The organism is Plantactinospora sp. GCM10030261, assembly GCF_042666615.1.
Lineage (GTDB): Bacteria > Actinomycetota > Actinomycetes > Mycobacteriales > Micromonosporaceae > KBS50.
The window spans coordinates 151,440-172,250 of sequence record NZ_JBHTDD010000002.1; the positions used below are offsets into that span (position 1 = coordinate 151,440).

Sequence of the window (20,811 nt, forward strand, 5' to 3'; positions counted from 1 at the left end):
GAGGAGTGAGCCGGGTTTGCGAGCCCCGCAGTCGCGAACGAAGGGGGACCGGTGAGCGCGAGGAGTGAGCCGGGTTTGCGAGCCCCGCAGTCGCGAACGAAGGGGGACCGGTGAGCGCCGTACGGCGGGTGCGGGCGTACCCGGGACTATTCGCCCTGGTGGCGGCCTTGGTCCTGGTGGCCGCCTTCCTGATCACAGGCATGCCCCGGATGGCCAACCGGCTGGCTGACGACGGCCTGCGGGAGTCGGTGGCTCGGCAGCAACCGGCGGTCCGGGACATCACCTACCGGGAGGAGTTCGATCCGTTCGAGATCACGCTGGACCGGCCCAGCCGGGAACAGCAGCTCGGCGTGCGGCACCGCGCCATGCCCCCGGCGGTGCGTGACGTGGTCGACGAGTCCTGGCACTCGGCGGAGACGATGCCGGTGCGCGCCACCGGTCCCGACCTTCGGCCCGGTCCCCCACTGGAGTTGATTCTCCGCAGCACCACCGGGGGACGGGAGGCGGTGTCCATGGTGGCCGGTCGCTGGCCGGCCGGGCCGACCGCACCCGACGCTCCCGTGGAGGTGGTGGTGCCCCGGAGTGTCGCCGACGAGCTGGGACTGCGGGTCGGCAGCCTGCTGCGGACGCCGCCCGGTGGATACACGCGAGCCGGGCGGATGGTGGCCGTCGTGGGCGTCTTCGAGCCGGTCGACCCGGCCGGCGGCGTCTGGGATGTCGAGCCGCGGGCGTTGCGGGTGATCCCGCCGCCGCCGGACGCGGCCCAGGGGTCCAATACCGCGGTGGCGCTGACCAGCACCGCCGGCATCGCCGCGGTGGAGACCGGCGGCTCCATGAAGTACCTGTGGCGGTACCGCGTGGCGCCCGAGCGGTTCGAGGCCGGGAACGTCCCCGAAATGATCGACGGACTCCGTGCCCTGCAGCGGCAACCCGAGCGGGACCTCCGGCTGGTGCTGGGGCTCGACGCACCGTTGCTGGAGTTCCAGCGGACCTACGCCACGGCGCGCGGGGTGCTCGCGGTGGTCATCGCGGGCGTCCTGGCCTGCCTCGGTGGACTGGTGATCCTCGCCGCCGCGCTGGCCGGCCGGCGCCGTCGCGACGAGGTCACCCTGCTGCGTGCCCGCGGCGGCTCGACCCGGACGGTGGCCGGTCGCGGGCTCGCCGAGGCGCTGCTGGTGGTGCCGCCGGCGGCGTTGATCGGTTGGTCGGCCGGGCTCGCGGTGCCCGGGCGGGCTGGCGGAACGGTGTGGTTACTGCTGATCGCCGCCGCGTTCACGGTAGCCGCCCTGCCGGTCGCGGCCATGGTGGCGCCGGTGGATCGCGGTCGCCCGGGCCCGTTGTCCGTGTCGACCCGGCGACTCACCGCCGAGGCGTTCGTCGTGCTACTGGCCGTCCTCGGGGTGGTCCTGCTCCGCGGCCGAGGTCTGCCGGCGGCCGGAGAGGTTGATCCGCTGCTGGCCGCGGTGCCGGTGCTGGTGGCCGTGGGCGCCGCCCTGCTGGTCGCGCGCGGCTACCCGTGGCCACTGCGGGCGGCTGGCCGGCTTTCGGCGGGTGGCCGTGGCACGGTGCCGTTTCTCGGGTTGGCCCGGGCCGGTCGGGCCACGGTGACCGGGTCGCTGGTCGTGGTGGCGCTGGGGGTGACCACCGCGGTGTTCTGCGGCGTGGTCACCGCCGGTGTCGACGCCGGCCGGGACCGGGCCGCCGCGCTGGCCGTGCCGGCGGACGCGCTGGTGACCGGCGTCTTCTTCGCGCCGGACACCGCCGACGCGTTGGCCGCCCTGCCCGGGGTTCGAGCGGTGACCCCGGTGGCCGCGCGGACAGCGCAGGATCTGCACGGTGCGGCCGGCGACCGGGCGGAAGCCATCTACCTCCTGGTGGTGGATGGGGACGCGTTCGCGAGGACGGTCGCCGAATCGGGCGCGGCGGTCGACGTGCCGGTGTCGCTTACCGGGGATCCGGGTCCCGGCCCGGCGCCCGCGGTGGTCTCCCCGAGCGTCGCGGCCGACCTCTCCGGGGAGGGGACGGTCCTCAGCTCCGGCGAGCGCCTACCGTTCCGGGTGGCCACGGTGCGTGACCGGTTTCCGGGGATCGGCGATCATTACGACCGGTTCGTGGTCCTGCCCCGCCAGGCGCTGACCGCGGAGGTGGCCGCGGCGTTGACCCCCACGGGGTTCCTGGTCGCCGGCGCGCCGCCGGATCGTGCCGAGCTGCGGAGGGTCGGCGACGAGGGGCAGCGGCGCTTTCTCTCCACCGGCCTGGTGACCGGGAAGGCGGAGCCGTCCCGCCCGTCGGTGGTGACCACCCGGAGCGAGGCGCGGCAGGCGCTCGAATCGGGCGGCGCCAACGGCACGCTGCGGTTCGGCTTCGTCGCGGGGATCACCGGCGGCGCCGCGTTGGGCCTGCTCGCCATCGCGTTCGTCGTGCTGGCCGGTGCCCGTGACCGTGGTCTCGTGCTGGCCCGGCTGCGCACCATGGGGCTGTCCCGGGCACAGTGGCGGGGTCTGGTGGTGGTGGAGCTGACGCCGTTGGTTGGGGCCGCGACGTTCACCGGCGCCCTGGCCGGGATCCTGTTGCCACCGTTGCTGACGCCCGCGCTGGACCTGTCGGTGTTCACAGCGGGCGTGCCGGTCCGGGTGGGCTTCGACATCGGCCTGGCCGCCGGTGTCGTCGTCCTCGGCGGATTGGCGCTGGCCACCGCCATCGCGGTCGAGGCAGTGATGAACCGCAGGCTTCGCCTGGGCGACGTGCTCCGGCTCGGAGAGGGGGACTGATATGACGGCGACCCATCGCGCCGTACCGGACCTGGCCGTCCTGCAGCGGCGGGCGGCCGAACGCGCGGCGTTCCGGGCCGGCGGCGCCGACCGGCTACGCGGGCACATCGTCTGCGACGGTCTGGTACGGATCTTCAAGACCGAGGGCGTCGAGGTGGTGGCGCTGCAGGGGCTGGACCTCGCGGTGGACCGGGGGGAGCTGCTGGCGATCGTCGGTGCCTCCGGATCCGGCAAGTCCACCCTGCTGAACATCCTCTCCGGCCTCGACACGCCGACCGCGGGCGTCGCCCGGGTGGCCGGCCAGGATCTGCTCAACCTCACCTCGCGCGCCCGGCTGCGGTACCGCAGACGGGTGGTCGGATTCGTCTGGCAGCAGACCGGGCGGAATCTGTTGCCGTACCTCAGTGCGCGGGAGAACGTGGAACTGCCGATCCGGTTGGCCCGGCGCCGAGCGGGGCGGGCCGGGCGGGAGCGGGCTCGGGAACTGCTCGAACTGGTGGGCGTGGGCCACTGCGCCGACCGCCGGCCGGGCCAGCTCAGCGGCGGCGAGCAGCAGCGGATCGCGGTGGCGGTCGCGGTGGCCAACGATCCCGAGGTGCTGTTCGCCGACGAGCCCACCGGTGAACTGGACGAGTCGACGGCCGCGGAGGTGTTCGGCGCGCTGCGGACCATCAACGCCGAACTGGGCGTCACCGTCGTGGTCGTCACCCACGACCAGGCGGTCTCGGATCAGGTCAGGCGCACGGTCGCGATCCGGGACGGCCGGACGGCGGCCGAGGTGCGCCGGAGCGCGCGGACCGCGTCGGACGGCACCACCCACACGGTCACCGAGGAGTACGCGGTGCTGGACCGGACCGGTCGCATGCAGCTCCCACCCGCCTTCGTGGCGGCCCTGTCGCTGCGCGACCGGGTGAAACTGAACCTCGAACCGGACCATGTCGAGGTCCGGCCCGGACAGGAGGCCCGCGATGAGTAGTCAGCCGGTAGTCCGGGTGACGCCCCCGGGGGCGGCGGAACCGCTGGTCGCGGTGGAGGGGATCGGCCGGGTGTTCGGCCGCGGCGAGCGGGCGGTGCACGCCGTGCGGGGCGTCTCGTTCACCGCGGGGCGGGGTGAGCTGGTGGCCGTCCGGGGCCGTTCAGGGGCCGGCAAGACGACGCTGCTCAACATGATCGGAGGGTTGGACCGGCCCACCTCCGGACGCGCGTTCGTGGCCGGCGTGGACGTCGCGACGGCGGGGGAGGGCGAACTGCTGGCCCTGCGTCGGGACACGGTCGGTTTCGTCTTCCAGACCTTCGGGTTGATCCCGATCCTGTCGGCGGCGGAGAACGTCGGCGTTCCGCTGCGGCTGTCCCGGACGCCGGCGGCCGAACGGGAACGGCGGGTGGCGGTGCTGCTGGAGTTGGTCGGGCTCGGCGGGCAGGCCAACCAGCGGTCGAACGAGCTGTCCGGCGGGCAGCAGCAGCGGGTGGCGGTGGCCCGGGCCCTGGCCAACGATCCACGTCTGCTGATCGCCGACGAGCCGACCGGTCAGCTCGACTCGGAGACCGGCAGGTCCATCATGGACCTGTTGCGGGCCGTGGTGCACGCCCGGGGCATGACGGCGTTGGTCGCCACCCACGACCCGGCCCTCATCGACCTCGCCGACCGGACCCTGGTGCTGCGCGACGGCCATCTCGTCGAAGGGTAACGGCGGCGGGGCCGGCCTCCGCCTCCGGCGCGGCCACCGGGACCGCGCGGGCGGTGGTCACAGGGCCAGCTTCATGCCCTCGTGGCTGGCGACGAAGCCGAGTCGCAGATAGAACCGGTGGGCGTCGGTGCGTGACTTGTCGGTGGTGAGCTGCACCAGGGCGCAGCCGCGTTCGCGGGCACGGTCGATGGCCCAGCGCATCATCCGCTCGCCCAGGCCGTCGCCCCGCCGGTCGGAGCGGACCCGGACCGCCTCGATGAGCGAGCGTTCGGCGCCGTGCCGGCCCAGTCCCGGGATGTAGGTGATCTGCATGCAGGCCACCACCTCGCCGCCGTCCTCACCGACGATCAGCAGGTTGCGTGGGTCGGCGTCGATGTCGGCGAAGGCCCGTTCGTAGGCCTCGTCGACCGTGGTGTGGTCCCGGGACCGGCCCAGCACGTCATCGGTCAGCAGGGTGACGATGGCGGGTAGGTCCGCCTGGACCGCCTCTCTCAAGATCACAGTACGATCGTACTATGTGGGTTGCCGCGTCACGCCGGCGGGCAGCGCTTCCCGGCCGGCGGCAGCGTGAGATCCACCAGGTAGGCGTTCACCGCAGCGCTGACACAACTCGTCTGCGGGTACGCCGTGTGCCCCTCGCCCTCCCAGGTGAGCACCCGCCCCACGCCGAGCATGTCGGCCAGCTTCTGCGTCTGCTCGTACGGGGTGGCCGGGTCGCCGGTGGTCCCCACCACCAGGATCGGGGCGGAACCGTCGGCCCTGCCCGTCGGGTACGGGTCGGCCGGTGCCGGCCAGCTCGCGCAGCTGAGCAGGCCGGTGGCCAGCGGCGGGCCGAACAGCGGATACTTCTGGCGCCACTGCTCCTGAAGTGTCCGGGCCTGCTCCCGGTCCGGCCGCTGCTCCTGATCGGCGCAGTTGACCGTCATGCTGGCGTCGAACTGGTTGGAGTATTCGCCGTTCGAGTCCCGGTCGGCGTACCGGTCGGCCAGCTCGAAAACGCCCGCCGGGTCGCCACCCTCAAGCTCCTTGATCGCTTTGGCCAGCTCCTGCCAGCCGGTCTCGGTGTAGAGCGAGGACACCACCGCGAAGAAGATCCAACCGGCGGTCGCCTCCCGGCCGTCGGCGCCCCGGGCCGGCGAGGTGCGGCCTTTCGCGAGTGCGTCGGTCACCGCGGCACGCGCGTCCGGCGCGATCGGGCACTTGCCCGGCGTGGCGGCGCACCACTCGGTGAAGTTGCGGAACGCCGTCTCGAACCCCTTCGCCTGACCCTCCGAACCGGCCACCGCGTCCTGCTTCGGATCCACCGCGCCGTCCAACACCATGGCCCGCACGTTGCGCGGGAAGAGTTGGGCGTACGTCGCACCGAGCAACGTGCCGTACGAGTAGCCGAGATAGGTGAGCTTCTCGTCGCCGACCGCGCTGCGGATCGCGTCGATGTCCCGGGCCGCCTGCTCGGTGGAGAACAGCCGCAACTGGTCGCCGTACTTGTCGCCGCACGCCTTGCCGATCCGCTCGTTGAGGCGTACCAGGCCGTCGAACTCCGCGGCCGTGTCCGGGTCCGGGTCGTACCCGAAGGAGGCGTCCAGGTCGGCGTTCGAGATGCACTTGACCGGGCTGGACCGCTTTACCCCGCGCGGGTCGAAGCCCACGATGTCGAACCGCCGGGTCACCTCGTCCGGCAACCCGCCGAACGCCGGACCGAAGGACAGGTAGACGGCGGTGTCCACGCCCGAGCCACCCGGGCCACCGGGATTGACCAGCAGGGAGCCGATCCGGTCGGTCTGCTTGCTCGACCGGGCTCGGATCAGTGCGATCTCGAACGTGTCCGCACCGCTGGCGCCGACCGTGGGACCGGGGCTGCCGGCCGCGCCCGGGCCACCCGCCACCGCCCAGTCCCGCGGGACGGCGACGGTCGTGCAGTCGTACGCCATGTTCGGCGCCGCCCGGCCGACCAGCTCGCGGGGGACCTCCGGACAGGGTCGCCAGGCCGCGGCCCCCGCCGGCTGCCGACCCCCGGGCGTGGCTTCCCGATCGGCGTTGGGCGCGAACGGCGGCAGAGTGCAGCCGGTGGTCAGCAGCACGGCGGCGGCGACGGCCACGGCGGCGACACGACTGCGGACGGTGCGGGCCACGGTCATCCTCTCGGTGATCACTGAGGTCAGGCTACGCCGTCGCGGCACGCCCAGCGGACGTACCCGGCATGGCGTCATGGGGCGGGCCGGTCGCGCGCAGCGTCAGAACCGGGCGAACGAACGGATCGGCATCCGCGGACCGTACCGGGGCGGGTGCATCCCGGCGGCGGCCAGCAGCCCGCAGACCCGGCCGCGATGGCCGCGGAACGCTTCCAGCAGCGTGAGCATCCGCGCGTCGTCGCCGCGTGGCTCACCGGCCAGCGCCCAGGCCACCGTGTTCGGGATGTGGTAGTCCCCGACGCTCACCGCGTCCGCGTCGCCGAACGCGATCCGCACCACCTCGGCGGCGGTCCACGGGCCGATGCCGGCGATGGAGGTCAATCGCCGGGTGGCGTCGGCCGGGTCGGCACAACGCTCCAACCGGTCGGCGACGGCGGCGGCCCGGCGCAGCGTGTCGGCCCGACGCTGTTCGACTCCGAACGGGTGGAACACCCAGTACGGCGTGGCGGCCACCACGTCCGGGGGCGGCGGCGCCCACAGAGAGGTGAGGGGACCCGGCGCCGGCGAACCGAACCGGCGGACCGTCGCCGCGTACGCCCGGAACGCCTCCTTTCCGGTCACCTTCTGCTCCAGGACCGCGCGCAGCAGGCGCGGGAAGATCTGGCCGGTGGCCGGCAGCCGGAGCCCGTCGAACTCGTGGGCCAGCCGGGCCACCACCGGGTGCCGCCCGGCCAGCGCGGGGAAGCCGGTGGTGTCGTCGCGCAGCCCCGCGACCGCGTCGGCGCGGTCAAGCACCCAGTCCGCGCCCGGACCGTACCCGGAGGCATGTAGATCACCCGCAGCCGGCCGTAGCGCGAGGGTGGCCGGACCGGCCGGGGTACGGGTGGCCCACCAGAACGCTCCGCCGGCGAACCGGGCGCACGGGTCGTGTGCGCCCATGGCCAGGGTCCGTACCGTCCCGGAGAACCGGTAGCCGGGAGGCGGGTGAAGCGTCCGCGTCCCGGCCGGCTCCGTCATGTCCACCGGCACACTCTGCCACGGCGAGGGGGGTGCGCAAACGGCGGCGGCACCGGGACGCCCGTGCGCGTCCCGGTGCCGCCAGACCCGGAGCAGGTCAGGTGTTCCGACCGGTGCTTTAGCCCCTCCTTCGTCGCCGGCTGCCGCGAGCCGGAATCACCTGGTGCGGGTTTGGGGGACCAGGCGCCGCTGCCAGATCGGCCGTGGGGTTGCGGCGCGCCATCCTGCCCCGGGGGTCGATCAGCGGACCCGGATCCGGACGACGTCGAACGCCGGGATCTGGTTGGCCCGCTGCATCATCGGGATCCGGTGCGAGCCGTCACCGGCCCACACCGCGCACTGTGCCGTGCCGCGCTGCGGAAGACCGGGGATGGTCACCCGGACCGCGTCAGGCTCCGCGCCGCCGCCGCCGTCCTCGGTCGCGACGAAGAACGCCGGAGCCGGGTCAGGAACCGGCGCCGTGCGGTTGCTCTCCAGCATCCGACAGGCCGTGTGGAAGTGCCCACGGACCAGGCCCGCGTCGTTGAGCAGCGAGCTTTCCTTGTAGTAGCCACCCGCGGCGGCACCGAGGAACCGGTCCCGGACCAGGTTTCGGCTGCTCACCCGGAGAGTGAACGGCTGGTTGCGACGCACCTGGAGCGGCGCCTGCGAGATCAGCAGAGTCGGGTTGTTCGCCGCGCTGCCGACCTCGCCGAATTCGGTGCTCACGCACCGGTCGCCATTCTGGAACCCGTCGTGCGGATCGAGCCGGCTCTCCTCGCAGTCGTCCGCCAGTACGTCCAGACCGTTGTCGTTGCCGTTACCGGTGCTGGGGTCACAGTTCTCCGACTGCGCGGGGTCCGGCTGCTGGCCGTCGCCCGGGATCTGGGTCGCCCCGTCCTCCTCGTACGGCGCACCCGAGGGGTTCATGCCGTTGGTCGGTACCGGGTTGGGGGCCTCCGCCGACTCGGCCGGATCGGCCGCGGGGGGTTCGGCGGCCGGCGACTCGGCGGCCTGGTTCTCGGCCGCGGGCGACTCGGCGGACCGGTTCCCGGCGGCGTTCTGCTCGCCGGCGTTGCCCGTGGCAGGGTCCACGGTGGCACCGCCCCCGGCTCCCGGCTGGGTCGAGGCGTCACCATCGGGGCTGGCCGAGGCATCCTCGTCCGGGCTGGCGCTCGCGCTGGCGGGCGGGCACGGCGCTCCCTGGGACTGCTGCCCGGTCTCGGCGAGGGAGACCTGGGTCACGGCCACCAGCGCGCCGAACACGCCGAGAGTCGCCAGCACGGCGATCAGCCGCCGCTTGCGGGGGTCCTGGTCGTGGCGCTCGGGACGCCGCCGGGCGTACCGACGGGTGGTGTTCTTCACCGGAAGGTCCCTTCCATCTGTCGATTGGGTTTTTGCGGACTGGTATGGGATTTCGTCGCCCGTGGCGGCGACGACCGGCCACGCCCTCCCCGGCTGTGGCCGGCCGCCGCGTCTGGGGCGGCGCGCTGTCAGTAGCTGGAGCCGCCGGAGGATCCGGCGTCCGAGTCATCCGCCGGCGGCGGCGCGACCGGCTTGGGTGGGCTGGTCGGGAGGCAGGTCAGGTTCTTCGTGCCGTCCGGTGCCACGACGAACCAGGTGCCGCCGACGCCCTGACCCCTCCACTGGCCCGGCTTCTTGTCGCCGATGTAGCGATAGACAGGCCAACCACCGATGGTCAGCTGGCGGGTTCCGTCGGGACGGTCAACCGATCCGACCTTGTCGTCGACGACGCCCTGCAGTTGCGGAGTGCCGTCGGTGAGCGCCGGAGGCCATACCCGGGCACAGTCGTCAACACAGTTCGAGGTCGGCGGGTTCGCCGAGTCCTTGTCGAACCGGTAGAGGATCCAGCCCTTCTCGTCGGTCACCACCTTGCCCATCCGGGCGACCTTCTTGCCGACCAACTTCCCGGTGAGCACGACGTTCTGTGGTGCCTTCTGGGATGCCTCGGCGTCCGCCGAGGGGGAGGGCGAGGCGCTTGGCTCCGCGGCAGCCGCGGCCACCGGCTCGGTATCGGCTGCCTGGTTCCCGGTGTATCCCGTGGGCGCGCAGGCCGTCAGGGCGGCCATCGCCATCGCCCCAGCGACGATGACGGTTCGCTTGATCTGTGCCACGTGCCCTCCTTTTCCTGACTGGTCGCCACGGAGTACGGGCCCCCCTGACCGGCGGATGAGTAATCGACAGTGGACAAACTCACAGCCCTTTCGGTGAACCGAACGGACGTCGGGCACGTATCCATACAAGCCGCGATGCCGGACACGGCACGTGTTGGGAAGGACACGAAAACGCACACCTTCCGGGCACGGACACGCGAACACCGCGGCAGCCGGTGTGCACGACCGCCGCGGCGCCTCGATGCGGATCTACAGTGGAACGGTCACCAGCGGCGTGGCGACACCCTTTTCGTCGATCGACTGGACCTGGACCCGGTCGATGTCCTCGCGCGGGACCGCAGTGGCCGCCTGCAGCATCAACGGCATCCGCTCCTCGCCCGTGCCATAACCGCTCACCGGCACCGTCCAGGTGGACACCACCTCGGCCGAGCCGCTGCGGCGCAGCACCACGAGACGGCAGTTCCGCGGGCCGGGCAACTGGCTCAGCGCGAACGAGAGCTGCGTGCCGAAGGGCTTCGACGCGAGGATCAGGTCGGCCCGCACGCCGGTGGTGTCGTCGGTCGCGGTGAGTTTCTCGCCGCCCCGCAGATCCGGGCCGCCGAACCCGGGACCCGGCTGACCGTTGACCCAGGTCTCGGTGGGGGCCGGAGCCGCGCTCGCGCTGGCGGACGGTGGCGCCGCGATCGACGTGTCTGGCGCCGACTGCCGTCCGACGACAAGCGCCCCGCCGGTGGCCAGCGCCAGCAGCACGAAGCCGGCGGCCAGCGCGAACACCTGGTGCCGCCGGGACCGCCGGTGATCCCGCGCCGCGGTGGCGAGCATCCGGTCCAGCGCGACGTTGTCGGCCGGCGCGTTGTCGGCCGTGGGGATCGTACTTCCGTCCACGTCGGACAGAAGGTCCACGACCGGCATCATCGCTTCCAGGTCAGCCGCGCAGACCCAGCAACTGGCCAGATGTTCCTCGAACCGGTCGATGTCGCCCGGGTCGAGTACGCCGAGGGCGTACGCGGCCACATCGAAGTGGTCAGCGCGGCTCATTCTGTCACCCCCCGCTCCTGCAGCGCGGCACGCAGCGCGCGCAGCGCGTAGTAGACCCGCGACTTGGCAGTGCCCAGCGGCAACCCCAGTTCCTGCGCCGCCTCCGGAACCGTGCGCCCACGGAAGTAGGTGGCGACCAGGATCTCCCGGTGTGGCTGGCTCAACGCGCGCAGCGCGTCCGCCACCGTCATCGTCCGAAGGACCCGTTCGGTGTCGTCGGCTTCGGCGAACGCCTCCAGGTCCCGGTCGTACGTCTCGGTGGGGCGAGCCTGTTCGCTGCGGTGGTCGTCGATGGCGATGCGCCTGGCGACGGTCACCAGCCATGGTCGTAGCGAGGTCTGACCCTGCGCGCCGAGCCGATGCGCATTGCGCCACGCCCGCAGCAACGTCTCCTGGACGATGTCCTCGGCGCGTTGCCGGTCGCCGCCGGTGAGGCGGAGAACGAAGGAGAGCAACGGGCCGGCGTGCTCCTCGTAGAGCCTGCGGATCAGCTTCTCGGAATGCGTGACCTCGGCGGGTGCCGCGTGGTGTCGGCCGGTGGCCGGTCGGGGGATCACCCGGTCATCATTCCCGTTCGAGCCGTGACCGTCGACAGCCCCCCACCGTTGAATCGGCCGACGTTCAGCGGTGGCGAAGATGCCGATCTGACCCTGCCAGCCGCCCGCTAGCGCATGCATCCAGCCCCTCCGGTCGTTCGGTTCGGCGACCACCGCCCTCGGGGCGCCACCACCTGATACGGAAGTGGGGGCCGGCCGGATCAACGCGACCCCGGAAGGTTTCCGGCGACGTCCGGTCGGGCGGCGAACGACCGGTATGTCCAGCCCCCGGGAAGCGACCGGTCTATCGATCCACGCCGAACATCCCCGCGGGCGGTAACGGCGACGGCTGAGCGGTCGCGTCGCGTACCACCCGGGCGCCCGCGACGAACCGGTCCAACTCGTCGCCGGCCAGCACCCGTCCTGGAAACCAGTCGCCCGCCGCCCGGCGGGTCAGGCCGGCGACCGGCGGTTCCCGCAGCCCGGCGAGCAGCATCAGATTGCCGTACCGCCGGCCCCGCAGCACCGCCGCGTCGGCCACCAGGCACGCGCGCGGCAGCACGGCCCGCACCGTGGCGACCTGGCCGCGGGCGTGCCGCAGCGGTGGACCGTCGGCGACGTTGACCAGATACCACCCGGCCGGGCGCAACACGCGGGCCACCTCACCGGCGAACTCCACGCTGGTCAGGTGCGCCGGGGTCCGGGCGCCGGCGTAGACGTCCGACACCACCAGGTCGTACGCGTCGTCGCGGTGCCCGGCCAACATCTCGCGGGCGTCACCGACCCGTACCCGCAGCCGGTGGCTCGCCGGCCACGGGAGGCTGCGCCGGACCAGGTCGACAAGCGCGCCGTCCAGTTCCACCGCCCGCTGGGCCGAGCCGGGCCGGGTGACCGCCACGTACCGGGGCAGGGTCAGCGCGCCGCCGCCGAGGTGTAGCACCCGCAGCGGCGCCCCGGTGGGCGCGATCAGGTCGATCGCCGCGGCCATCCGGCGGACGTACTCGAACTCCAGGTGGGTGGGGTCGGTCAGGTCGACGTGCGACTGCGGCGTTCCGTCGACGAGCAGGGTGTACGCCCGCGGCCGATCCGGGTCGGGCACCAGTTCGGCCCGGCCGCCGGCCACCTCGGCGACGATCCGATCGGTCGAGCGCCGGCGCCCCATCAGACGTGAACCACGGCTATCCGCTGATCCTTGGGCCGGTCCGGTTCCTCCACGAGTCGGCTCATGTCGTCCGGGTCGCCTGTCAACAGAACCACCGGACGGGGAAGCTCCAGAGCGGTCACCGCCACCAACGCGTCGACGGCGCAGCGGTGGCCGGAGAGTCCTGTCGCCCCGAGAAGTTCGCCAGCGCGCCTGCCGAGTTCCGGCCGCACCGGTTGCACCGTTATTCGGGACAGCACCCGATGCACCGGCGCGTCTCGCGATCCTCCCCGGAGCACCTCTGTCAGCGTCACGGCGTTGACGACGACCTTGCCGCCTCGTTCACGTGTGACCTCCAGGAAGGCGCGAACCCGCTGGTCACCCCTGCTGAGCCTGACCAGCCCCTCGCTGTCGAGGACCAGCGTGCCGCCGGCAGCTACTCCGCGTCGGGCCATGACCTTCTCGCCTCGGTCAGCGCCTCGTCCGACACCGGGCCGTGCTCCGCCGCCAGGAGCGTCGCCAACTCTCCGAGGAGGTCCAACTCCAGTTGCCTCGCCACGGCTTCCGCCACGTACTGGCTGAATTCGCCGCGTCCCACCCGCCGCTGCACCGCGGCGGTCAGATCCTCGGGCATCGACACGCTCACCTTGCGCGCCCTGCCCACCAGACGAAGTCGCGGGCCCTCGTCATCTGCCGCGCTGCTGGCGAGGATCCGAGCCACTTCGGCTCGAAACTCGGGCGATGCCTTACCCAGATCGCGGACGGCGCTCAACACATCGGGCATCAGGGCGCGGGCGGCCTCGGCCGTCTGATCAGTGTGTTCCTGGAGCGGGGTCTCCGCGCCCTCCCTTGACGAGGCGCGCGGCGGGACGGGTTCGGCACTCACGCGGTCATGCTACCGTCGGTAGCAACGGAGGCCAAGCGGGATAGCGGCGTGTTGGAATGGACGCGTACGCGCCCCGCCCCACCCCGCCGATCTAGGGCAGATGGTCATGAATCGGTCTCTATTCACGACCATCTGCCCTAGATCGACGCAGACGTGGGGGAGGGAGGGGGACGGGTACTTGCCCGAATGCCTGATCCCCAGCTCGTTGAGCGATTCGCTGACCTGGTGGTGCGCGTCGGCGTCAACGTCCAGCCGGTCGAGGGACTGGTACTGACCGTCGCCGGGGGACGGATCACCGACCTGACGGCCACCGCGGGTGCGGACCCGGTGCGCGCCCAGCTCGACACCGACGAGGGGGCGCGCAGCCTTGGTGGACGAGTGGGTGCTTCCGGTCTGACCCGGCCGGCCGCGGCATCCCGGCACCGGCCTCGGCGTCCCGGCACGGTCAGCGGCGGGCCGCCGCCAGGGTGAGCGCGCGGTGCAGCAACCGCGCGTCACCGAGCAATCCGCGCAGCCGCCGTTCCAGCCCGGCGATCGGGATCAGGTTCTGCGGCGCGCGCGGATCCTTGTACGGCGTGGCGGCGAACCGGGGCAGCGTCACCAGCGACCGGTCGGCCAGCTCGATCGCGGCCTGCGCCGGCAGATCGGGGGAGCACTCCACCCGGACGATGCCGGCCCACGGCGCGCCCGTCGTGCCGGGCAGCCGGAGATACCACGACCAGCCGCCCCACGCGGTGCCGAGGCCGAAGACCGGGGACCGCTCGCCCGGTTGAAGCCCGGTGACCACCGCTTGCAGCCGGGCGTCCAGGTACTGGCTGTGCTGGGTCTTGACGTACCCGATGGTGCGCGGCAACTGTCGCCGGTTGCGCAGCGGACCGTCCACCACGAGCAGATCGTCGTCGTCATCCCGGACCGCGCCGGAGACCGCCACCTCCAGCGCGGTCAGCGGCCCCTGCACCGCGGCCGGCAGCTTGTTCGGCTCGCCGGTGCCACGCACCCGGTGCACCGTGTACCGGACCTGCCCGGCCACCAGGTCGGCGGCCGACGGGCTGGCGGTGAACAGCCCCCGCTCCACCCGCGCGCCGGCCAGTTCGGCCACCCCACGGCGCAGGTCGCAACGGACCACCCCGGCGGCGTACGAGGCGGCCAGACCCGCGTACGAGGCGCCGTCGTCCTCCCGGGTCCACAGCCCGGCGTCGATCCGGCGTACCCCGTCGACAAGCAGGACCACGTCCGGAGCGCGCATCCCCGGCGGCGCGGTGCGCGGTCCCCACGCCGCGGCCGGCACCTCGACGTCCGGGTCGACCTGGGCGCTGCTGGGCGCGGCCGGACCCGTCGGGGCCTCCAACGCGGCACCGTACGCCGGGTCCCAGGCGTCGACGAAGTACCGGGTTCCGGCGGCGGCCATGCTCAGCCCACCCGCTCGACCCGCGCGGTGCGGGCGTCCTTACGCACCTCGTACCGCACCGGCACCCGCTCCGCCAACGCCGGCACGTGGGTGACCAGGCCGACCATCCGGTCACCGCGCGCCGCCAGATTTTCCAGAGTGGCCGCCACGGTGTCCAGGCTGGCCGCGTCGAGCGTCCCGAACCCCTCGTCCAGTACGATCGACTCCAGGCTCGCGGAGGTGGTGGAGAGGCCGGCGAGCTGTTCGGAGAGGGCCAACGCCAGGGCCAGCGACGCCTGGAAGGTCTCACCGCCGGAGAGCGTCCGCACCCCGCGCCGCAGCCCGGCGTCGTGCTGGTCGACCACGAAGAACTCACCCTTGTCGTGAACCAGGTCGTACTGGCCGCCGGACAGGTCCCGCAGAATCTCCGAGGCCCCGTCGACAAGCAGATCCAGCGCCTCGGTGAGCAACCACCGCTCGAAGTTGTTGGCCCGCAGGTGGCCGGCGAGCGACCGGGCCACCCGTCCGGACCGTTCGTGCTCCTGCCGCTGGTCGGCCAGCTCCCGAGCCTGGTCCCGACGCTCGGTCACCCGGCGCAGGTCCGCCTCGGCCCGTTCCACGGCCACCGCCGCCGACCGCAGCGGGTCGTCGCCGGCGGCGAGTCCGGCCTCGACGAACAGCGTGTCGATGCGGTCCCGGGCCGCGGCAACAGCCCGGTGTGCCGATTTGACCGACTCGGCCGCGGCGGTCCGGGCGGCGCGTCGCCGCTGCGCCGCCGTCCCGGCCCAGTCGCACAACCCGGTCCACGCCGCACCGAGGTCGTCCCGGTCGGCGGCTGGGGGAGCGAACCGCGCCAAGCCGTCCCGGACCTCGTCGAACCGGCGCCACGCGGCGCGTACCCGCTCCTCGGCGTCGTCCACCTCGGCGCGGACCCGGCGGGCCTCCTCGCGGGCCCGGCGGACCGCCCCGCCGGCGGCCTCCAGGTCGCGGCGCAGCTCGGCGAGGGTGTCGAGGTCGCGACGCAGGGTGGCCGGGTCGGCAGCACCGGACAGCTGACCGTCCAGCTCGGCCAGCCGGGTGCGGAGCTGGTCCTGCCGCGCCTGACCGCGGGTCAGCGTCTGCTCGGTTCGGCGCGCCTCGGCGTCGCGTTGCTCCAACACGCGCTGGGCCGCCTGGGTAGCGGCGCGCGCCCGCTGCCCGGCCGCCTTCGCGACCGCCACCGCCGACTCGGCCGGAACCGGCGGCACCGTCGTCACCGGCTGCTCGCACACCGGGCAGGGCGCGCCGCGGCTCAGCTGGGCGCGCAGCGCGGCCGCCTGGTCGGCCGCCTTCGCCTCGTCGTGCGCCCGGAACGCCGCCTCCAACTCCGCCGCCGCCTGGTCGGCGGTCGTCTTCGCGGCGGCGAGGTCGGTGGTCGCGCTCGCGTGCGCCGCGCGGGCCGCCGCCACCACCTCCCCGGCCGCGTCCAGGTCGGCGGCCAGCTTGGCGCGGTCCTCGTGGGCGCGCAGCAGCAGGCGCAGGGCACTCTCGTCCCCGGCGCCGGCGAGTTCGCCGCGCAGCTTCTCCTCGCGTTCCTCGGCCCGGGTCACCGCGGCCGTCGCTGCGGCGGCCCGGTCACGCGCGTCGGCCACCGTGCGGGCCAGCTCCCCCACATCGGCCGGCGCCCGGACCCGTCCCAGTTCGGCCAGGTCGGCGTCGAGGGTCACCAGCTCCGCCTCGGCCGCCGACACCGCCGACCGGGCGCTCTCCAGGTCCGGTACGTGGCCGGCGACCGCCTCGGCCAGCGTCCGGCGCGCCGCCACCGCCTCCGTCGCCTCGGCCACCGCGTCGTCGTCGGCCCCGGTCAACCCGGCGAGCACCTGGTCCACGGCGGCGAGCTGGGCGTCGGCCTGCGTCGCCCGGGTGGTGGCCAGCTTCTGGATCTCCTCGTAGACACCGAGCCCGAGCAGATTGACCAGGATCTGCTGCCGGGTGGCCGGCTTTGCGTGCAGAAAGTCGGCGAACTGGCCCTGCGGCAGCAGCACACAGCTGGTGAACTGGTCGTACGGCAGCCCCACCGCCTCCAGCACGGCCGGCTCCATCTCACCCGGCGTGCCGGCGAGCACCTCGCCCAGGTCGTCCGGACTCATTCCGGTGTCCAGCTTGGTGACGTCGAAGCCGGCGGGCATGAGTTGCAGTCCGGCGTTGCCGGTCTTGACGTTGCCCCGGGAGTCCCGCCGGACGACCCGGGTCGCGACGTACCTGGCGCCGGCCGATTCGAATACCAACCGGACCCGTGCCTCGGTCGCCGAGGGGGCCAGCGCGTTGCCGATGCCCCGGCTGCCGCCCCAGCGGGGCACCTGGCCGTAGAGGGCGAAGCAGATCGCGTCGAGCACCGTGGACTTGCCCGACCCGGTGGGCCCGACGAGGGCGAAGAAGTCCGCGTCGGTGAAGTCGATTGTCGTCTCGTCCCGGAAGACGGTGAATCCGGCGAGGTCCAGCCGCAGCGGGCGCACTACTTCTCGACCTCCTCGTGCAGCTCGTCGAACAGCTCCCGGACCCCGTCCTCGGCGTCCTGACCCCGGCTGTCCAGATAGTCGGCGAACAGTTGACGCGGGGACCGGTCGGCGCGCTGGGCGGTCCGGGTGCCGGTGCCGGGCCGGGGCACCATGTCGGGGTCGATCCGTACCTCCAGGGCGTTCGGCAGCAGGTCCTGGACCTCCTCGCGCAGTCCGGCCCGGGGTGCCTCCCGGACGTACACCCGCAGCCACTCCGCCGGCCGGTCCGCGCCGCTCCCGGCGCCGTCGCCTCGGTGGGTCCCGCCCGCGGCGAGTCCGGCCTCGTTCCCGGCCGGACCGGATTCGTTCCCGCCTGGACCGGTCTCGTTACCGGCCGGGCGGACGCGTTCGGCGTACGCCGTCAGGTCGGCAAGCGTCCCGCGGACGGTCCGCAGCCGGGCAGCCACCGTGATCGGCACCTCGCGGACCTTCGCGGCGGTCTGGGCGGTCACCTCCACCACCGTCACCGACGGCCGGTTCTCCTCCTCGCCGAAGTCCACCGCGAGCGGGCTGCCGCTGTACCGGACCGGGCACGGTGCGATCACCTGCTGGGACCGGTGCAGGTGGCCGAGTGCCACATAGTGGGCGCTGGTCGGGAAGACCGTCGCCGGCACCGCGTACCCGAGCACGGTGTGCGCCTCCCGCTCGCCGCCGCCGGCGTGCGCGCCGACCACCGTGAGGTGCGCGGTGACCAGGTGCACCCGGTCGGGCGCGTCGAAGCCCTCGGTGAGCCGGCCGAGCAGCCGGCCCATGTGGTCGGCGTAGGTCTGGGTGGCCTCCGCCGCGGTCAGCTCGTACATCTCCACGGCGCGGATGGCGTACCGCTGGGACAGGAAGGGCAGGGCGACCAGCCGCCACGCCTCCCCACCAGTGGTGCGGCCGTCGATGACATGGTCGGCGGCGTTGTCCCGGACGCTGCCGCGCAGGGTGATGCCGGCGGCCTCGGCCCACGGGCGCAGCGCGTCCAGGGCGGGTCCATTGTCGTGGTTGCCGCCGATCACCACCACGTCGGCGCCGGTCGCGCGCAGCGCCGACAACGCCCGGGTGACCAGCCGGGTGGCGTCCGGAGTGGGGGCCGCCGTGTCGTACAGGTCGCCGGCCACGATGACCAGGTCGGGCCGTTCCGCCCGGGCAGCCTGGACCACCTCGGCGAGCACGGCGACGTGCTCCTCGGTCCGGACGCGTCCCTTGAGGACCTTCCCGACGTGCCAGTCGGAGGTGTGCAGGATCTTCATGGTCTAGAACGGGATGTCGTCGTCGGCGAGCCCGCCGGAGCGTGAACCCACGACGGCGAACGGGTCGGCGGACTGGGTGATCGACCGCAGTGTCTCGGACGGCGCCGCCCCCGCCTCACCGACCCGGGTGGCCCAGGCCGGGAACGGGAACTCCAGGCACAGCGGCACCGGAATGTCGGGCTGGTTGACGAACATGGTGCCCGGCTTGGCCAGCAGCGCCCGCTGCCGCTGGGCGGGTGGCAGGAAGCCGTATTCGGGCCGGCCCGCCTCGGCCGGGTCCAGCCGGCCCACCACCTTGATCGCCGAGTTGGTCACGATCCGCCGCTCCACCTCGCTCGCGGTCTGCTGCGCGCCGATCAGGATCACCCCGAGCGAGCGACCCCGCTCGGCGATGTCCAGTAGCACCTCCTTGATCGGGGAGGAGCCCTCGCGGGGGGCGTACTTGTTCAGCTCGTCCAGCACCACGAAAAGCAGCGGCTTGGCCGTGCCGGCCTTCTCCTTGCGGTCGAACTCGGTCTTGAGCGTCACGCCGACCACGAACCGCTGCGCCCGGTCCGGCAGGTTGTGCAGGTCGACCACGGTGACCTGGGCGCTGGCCGCGGTGTTGATGGCGTGCGGCCGGCGGGTGGCCAGGTCGCCCCGGATCAACCGGGCCAGGTCCCGCTTGCTGTTGATCAGCCGGCGGGCGAACGCGTTCACCGTGCCGATGCCGACGGCGCTGCCGGCCCAGTCCGCCCGGGTCTCGTCGTCGGAGAGTTGCGCCACGATGTGGTCCACCAGATCCGGGTACGAGTGCAGCCGGGTGCCGTCGACGCTCACCCCGCCGTCGGCCGGCTGCGCGTACCGGGCGAGATGCGCCGCGACCGAGTGCACCACCATCGTGTACTGCTGGCGCTCGTCGTCGGCATCGGCGAAGACGTACGGCAGCAGCCGGTCGGCGCAGAACTCGGTGAGCGTCCAGTAGAAGCTGTCCACTCCGGACAGCCGGCTCGTCACGTCCGGCGTGCCGGACGAGTCCCCGGCGCGGGGCGGGGCGTACACCCGGACGTCGGGGAACGCGCCGGCGGCCAGGCCGAGCTGGGCGTACGCCGCCCGGGTCGGATCGTCCAGCCGGTTGTTGGGATGGTCGAGGAAGAGCAGGTCCTCGCCCTTGACGTTGAAGATGAGCGCCTTGGCGTTCACCGCGTCGCCGCCCAGCATGCCGGAGCGGAACACCGAGTAGAGCAGGAACGTGGCGAAGCTGGTCTTGGTGGCCACTCCGGAGATGCCGGAGATGGAGACGTGCGCGCCGCGGGTGCCGTCGAGGAAGTCCGCGTTCAGGTAGACCGGTACGCCGTCGCGTCCGGTGCCCATCGGCACCCGGCGCTCCATCCGGTCGAAGTGCAACGCCCGCGCCCGCGCGTCGCCCTCGGCGCGATGCACCACGGCGCCGGGCGACGGCGGGACGTACAGCTCAGGATCGACCCGGGTGGTGGTGATCTCGGCGGCCTCCTGCACCATGGCCGGCAGCGTGCCGTCGGCGATGGCGAACACGTCCGAGTCGAACTGGGCACCCTCGTGTCGGGCCCGGACCTGGGTCACCACCCCGGCGATGGTCACCGGTTCCCGGTCGGGGACGTCGCGCCGGGTCACCACCACGTCGTCGAGTTGCAGGTAGCTGCCGGGGGCGACAGCCGTCCAGAACTGCAGCGGGGTGGCGTCGGCGGTGCCCAGGACCCGGCCGACCGCCGCGCCCTCGGGCTGCCGGTCGGTCACCTCGGTCGGGGTCCCGGTCCGCTCATGGTCTTGGTACACCTGTTGCATCCTGCCCCACCCGGACGACCCGGCGCCAAACGACGCGGCGGGGCGTCACCGAAAACCTGAGGACGCGCGTCGCGGCGCAACGCTCCGTGTCATGGCGAACGCGAATAGTTCATGTCCACTACCATCGGCGTCCGTGCCTTTCGGGTCGGAGCCTTTTGACGTGGTGTACTTCGCTCGACATCCTCAGGATGACCCGGACGAGAGTGTGCCTGGTCGAGACTTTCTTCGTTCCTGTCCGTCCGGTGTTCGAGCCAAGTTCGCGGCGGTGTTGACCGCTGTGGCTGCTGCCCCGCCCCACAGGTTCGCCGGCGGCGGCTACTGGCAGGCCATGCATGGCGACATGGCTGGTTGGTTCGAGGTCCGACTTGACGGGCCCAAGCCCGGTGGCGGCAGGGGACGGCATCACTATCGGTTGTACTGCCTGCTCGACCACGAGGCGGCGGGCAGAACCCGTCCATTGCTCGTGGTGGTCTCGGGTATGAGTAAGCCGTTCCGCTCAACGCTGACAACGTCGGACTACGCGGCT

17 protein-coding genes and 2 pseudogenes are annotated in these 20,811 nt (G+C 73.0%); 4 read left to right on the forward strand and 15 right to left on the reverse strand.

All coding sequences use genetic code 11. The annotated features are described in order from the left end of the window. Positions 1 to 110: 110 nt before the first annotated feature. The 3 genes from ACFQUZ_RS04195 to ACFQUZ_RS04205 are packed head-to-tail and all read left to right on the forward strand — an operon-like array spanning position 111 to position 4,459. Positions 111 to 2,771, forward strand: coding sequence for a hypothetical protein (locus tag ACFQUZ_RS04195; protein ID WP_377437744.1), 2,661 nt, complete (start codon positions 111 to 113; stop codon positions 2,769 to 2,771). Between the two features lies 1 nt (position 2,772). Beyond that, the gene (locus ACFQUZ_RS04200) at positions 2,773 to 3,747 is read left to right on the forward strand and encodes an ABC transporter ATP-binding protein (protein ID WP_377437747.1); all 975 of its coding nucleotides are present in this window, start codon (positions 2,773 to 2,775) and stop codon (positions 3,745 to 3,747) included. Continuing rightward, entirely contained in the window at positions 3,740 to 4,459 is a 720-nt protein-coding gene (locus ACFQUZ_RS04205) for an ABC transporter ATP-binding protein (protein ID WP_377437750.1), read from the forward strand. Before ACFQUZ_RS04200 ends, ACFQUZ_RS04205 begins: the two co-directional genes overlap by 8 nt. 57 nt (positions 4,460 to 4,516) lie before the next feature. On the opposite strand, the gene ACFQUZ_RS04210 is transcribed toward ACFQUZ_RS04205, so the two are convergent. From ACFQUZ_RS04210 to ACFQUZ_RS04255, 10 genes are all read right to left on the reverse strand, one after another. Further along, positions 4,517 to 4,960 carry a GNAT family N-acetyltransferase gene (locus tag ACFQUZ_RS04210; RefSeq protein ID WP_377437753.1) on the reverse strand — a complete coding sequence of 148 codons (444 nt, stop codon included), beginning with the start codon at positions 4,958 to 4,960 and terminating at the stop codon, positions 4,517 to 4,519. Positions 4,961 to 4,989: 29 nt separating this feature from the next. Next, entirely contained in the window at positions 4,990 to 6,591 is a 1,602-nt protein-coding gene (locus ACFQUZ_RS04215) for an alpha/beta hydrolase (protein ID WP_377438134.1), read from the reverse strand. Positions 6,592 to 6,693: 102 nt separating this feature from the next. Then, positions 6,694 to 7,614, reverse strand: a complete 921-nt coding sequence (locus tag ACFQUZ_RS04220; RefSeq protein ID WP_377437756.1) for a DNA-3-methyladenine glycosylase family protein — start codon at positions 7,612 to 7,614, stop codon at positions 6,694 to 6,696. 234 nt (positions 7,615 to 7,848) lie between these two features. Further along, positions 7,849 to 8,952, reverse strand: coding sequence for a Pecanex-like protein 1 (locus ACFQUZ_RS04225; protein ID WP_377437760.1), 1,104 nt, complete (start codon positions 8,950 to 8,952; stop codon positions 7,849 to 7,851). A gap of 128 nt (positions 8,953 to 9,080) precedes the next feature. Beyond that, on the reverse strand, positions 9,081 to 9,722 hold the full coding sequence (locus ACFQUZ_RS04230) for a hypothetical protein (RefSeq protein WP_377437763.1): 642 nt from the start codon (positions 9,720 to 9,722) through the stop codon (positions 9,081 to 9,083). A 249-nt stretch (positions 9,723 to 9,971) separates the two neighbouring features. Continuing rightward, the gene (locus ACFQUZ_RS04235) at positions 9,972 to 10,760 is read right to left on the reverse strand and encodes an anti-sigma factor family protein (RefSeq protein ID WP_377437766.1); all 789 of its coding nucleotides are present in this window, start codon (positions 10,758 to 10,760) and stop codon (positions 9,972 to 9,974) included. Continuing rightward, positions 10,757 to 11,437: a sigma-70 family RNA polymerase sigma factor gene (locus ACFQUZ_RS04240; protein ID WP_377437768.1), complete on the reverse strand. Its 681-nt coding sequence runs from the start codon at positions 11,435 to 11,437 to the stop codon at positions 10,757 to 10,759. The genes ACFQUZ_RS04235 and ACFQUZ_RS04240 overlap by 4 nt, the downstream gene beginning before the upstream one ends. A gap of 163 nt (positions 11,438 to 11,600) precedes the next feature. Then, on the reverse strand, positions 11,601 to 12,458 hold the full coding sequence (locus tag ACFQUZ_RS04245; protein WP_377437769.1) for a spermidine synthase: 858 nt from the start codon (positions 12,456 to 12,458) through the stop codon (positions 11,601 to 11,603). Beyond that, positions 12,458 to 12,892, reverse strand: a complete 435-nt coding sequence (locus ACFQUZ_RS04250; protein ID WP_377437771.1) for a type II toxin-antitoxin system VapC family toxin — start codon at positions 12,890 to 12,892, stop codon at positions 12,458 to 12,460. The genes ACFQUZ_RS04245 and ACFQUZ_RS04250 overlap by 1 nt, the downstream gene beginning before the upstream one ends. After that, entirely contained in the window at positions 12,874 to 13,323 is a 450-nt protein-coding gene (locus ACFQUZ_RS04255) for a hypothetical protein (protein ID WP_377437773.1), read from the reverse strand. The genes ACFQUZ_RS04250 and ACFQUZ_RS04255 overlap by 19 nt, the downstream gene beginning before the upstream one ends. Before the next feature lie 186 nt (positions 13,324 to 13,509). Here ACFQUZ_RS04255 and ACFQUZ_RS04260 point away from each other — a divergent pair, with 186 nt between their 5' ends. After that, entirely contained in the window at positions 13,510 to 13,794 is a 285-nt protein-coding gene (locus ACFQUZ_RS04260) for an aminopeptidase (protein ID WP_377437776.1), read from the forward strand. Here the strand turns inward: ACFQUZ_RS04260 and ACFQUZ_RS04265 are convergent. The 5 genes and pseudogenes from ACFQUZ_RS04265 to ACFQUZ_RS04285 all read right to left on the reverse strand — a co-directional run bounded on the left by ACFQUZ_RS04265 (position 13,769) and on the right by ACFQUZ_RS04285 (position 20,237). Next, positions 13,769 to 14,731, reverse strand: coding sequence for a hypothetical protein (locus ACFQUZ_RS04265; protein ID WP_377437779.1), 963 nt, complete (start codon positions 14,729 to 14,731; stop codon positions 13,769 to 13,771). The genes ACFQUZ_RS04260 and ACFQUZ_RS04265 overlap by 26 nt on opposite strands. A 2-nt stretch (positions 14,732 to 14,733) precedes the next feature. Next, on the reverse strand, positions 14,734 to 17,205 hold the full coding sequence (locus ACFQUZ_RS04270) for an AAA family ATPase (RefSeq protein WP_377437781.1): 2,472 nt from the start codon (positions 17,203 to 17,205) through the stop codon (positions 14,734 to 14,736). After that, a pseudogene (locus tag ACFQUZ_RS04275) lies at positions 17,205 to 17,468 on the reverse strand (exonuclease sbcCD subunit D); the annotation flags it as partial. The gene ACFQUZ_RS04270 and the pseudogene ACFQUZ_RS04275, both read right to left, overlap by 1 nt. A gap of 141 nt (positions 17,469 to 17,609) precedes the next feature. Continuing rightward, a pseudogene (locus tag ACFQUZ_RS04280) lies at positions 17,610 to 18,482 on the reverse strand (exonuclease SbcCD subunit D); the annotation flags it as partial. A gap of 3 nt (positions 18,483 to 18,485) precedes the next feature. Then, on the reverse strand, positions 18,486 to 20,237 hold the full coding sequence (locus tag ACFQUZ_RS04285; protein WP_377438137.1) for an ATP-binding protein: 1,752 nt from the start codon (positions 20,235 to 20,237) through the stop codon (positions 18,486 to 18,488). Positions 20,238 to 20,811 lie beyond the last annotated feature (574 nt).

Excerpts from the sequence above, each read along its gene's own strand:
- ACFQUZ_RS04200 (WP_377437747.1), top strand. The coding sequence starts at position 2,773 with ATGACGGCGACCCATCGCGCCGTACCGGACCTGGCCGTCCTGCAGCGG.
- ACFQUZ_RS04205 (WP_377437750.1), top strand. The coding sequence starts at position 3,740 with ATGAGTAGTCAGCCGGTAGTCCGGGTGACGCCCCCGGGGGCGGCGGAA.
- ACFQUZ_RS04235 (WP_377437766.1), bottom strand. The coding sequence starts at position 10,760 with ATGAGCCGCGCTGACCACTTCGATGTGGCCGCGTACGCCCTCGGCGTA.
- ACFQUZ_RS04240 (WP_377437768.1), bottom strand. The coding sequence starts at position 11,437 with ATGCATGCGCTAGCGGGCGGCTGGCAGGGTCAGATCGGCATCTTCGCC.
- ACFQUZ_RS04245 (WP_377437769.1), bottom strand. The coding sequence starts at position 12,458 with ATGGGGCGCCGGCGCTCGACCGATCGGATCGTCGCCGAGGTGGCCGGC.
- ACFQUZ_RS04250 (WP_377437771.1), bottom strand. The coding sequence starts at position 12,892 with ATGGCCCGACGCGGAGTAGCTGCCGGCGGCACGCTGGTCCTCGACAGC.
- ACFQUZ_RS04260 (WP_377437776.1), top strand. The coding sequence starts at position 13,510 with ATGCCTGATCCCCAGCTCGTTGAGCGATTCGCTGACCTGGTGGTGCGC.
- ACFQUZ_RS04265 (WP_377437779.1), bottom strand. The coding sequence starts at position 14,731 with ATGGCCGCCGCCGGAACCCGGTACTTCGTCGACGCCTGGGACCCGGCG.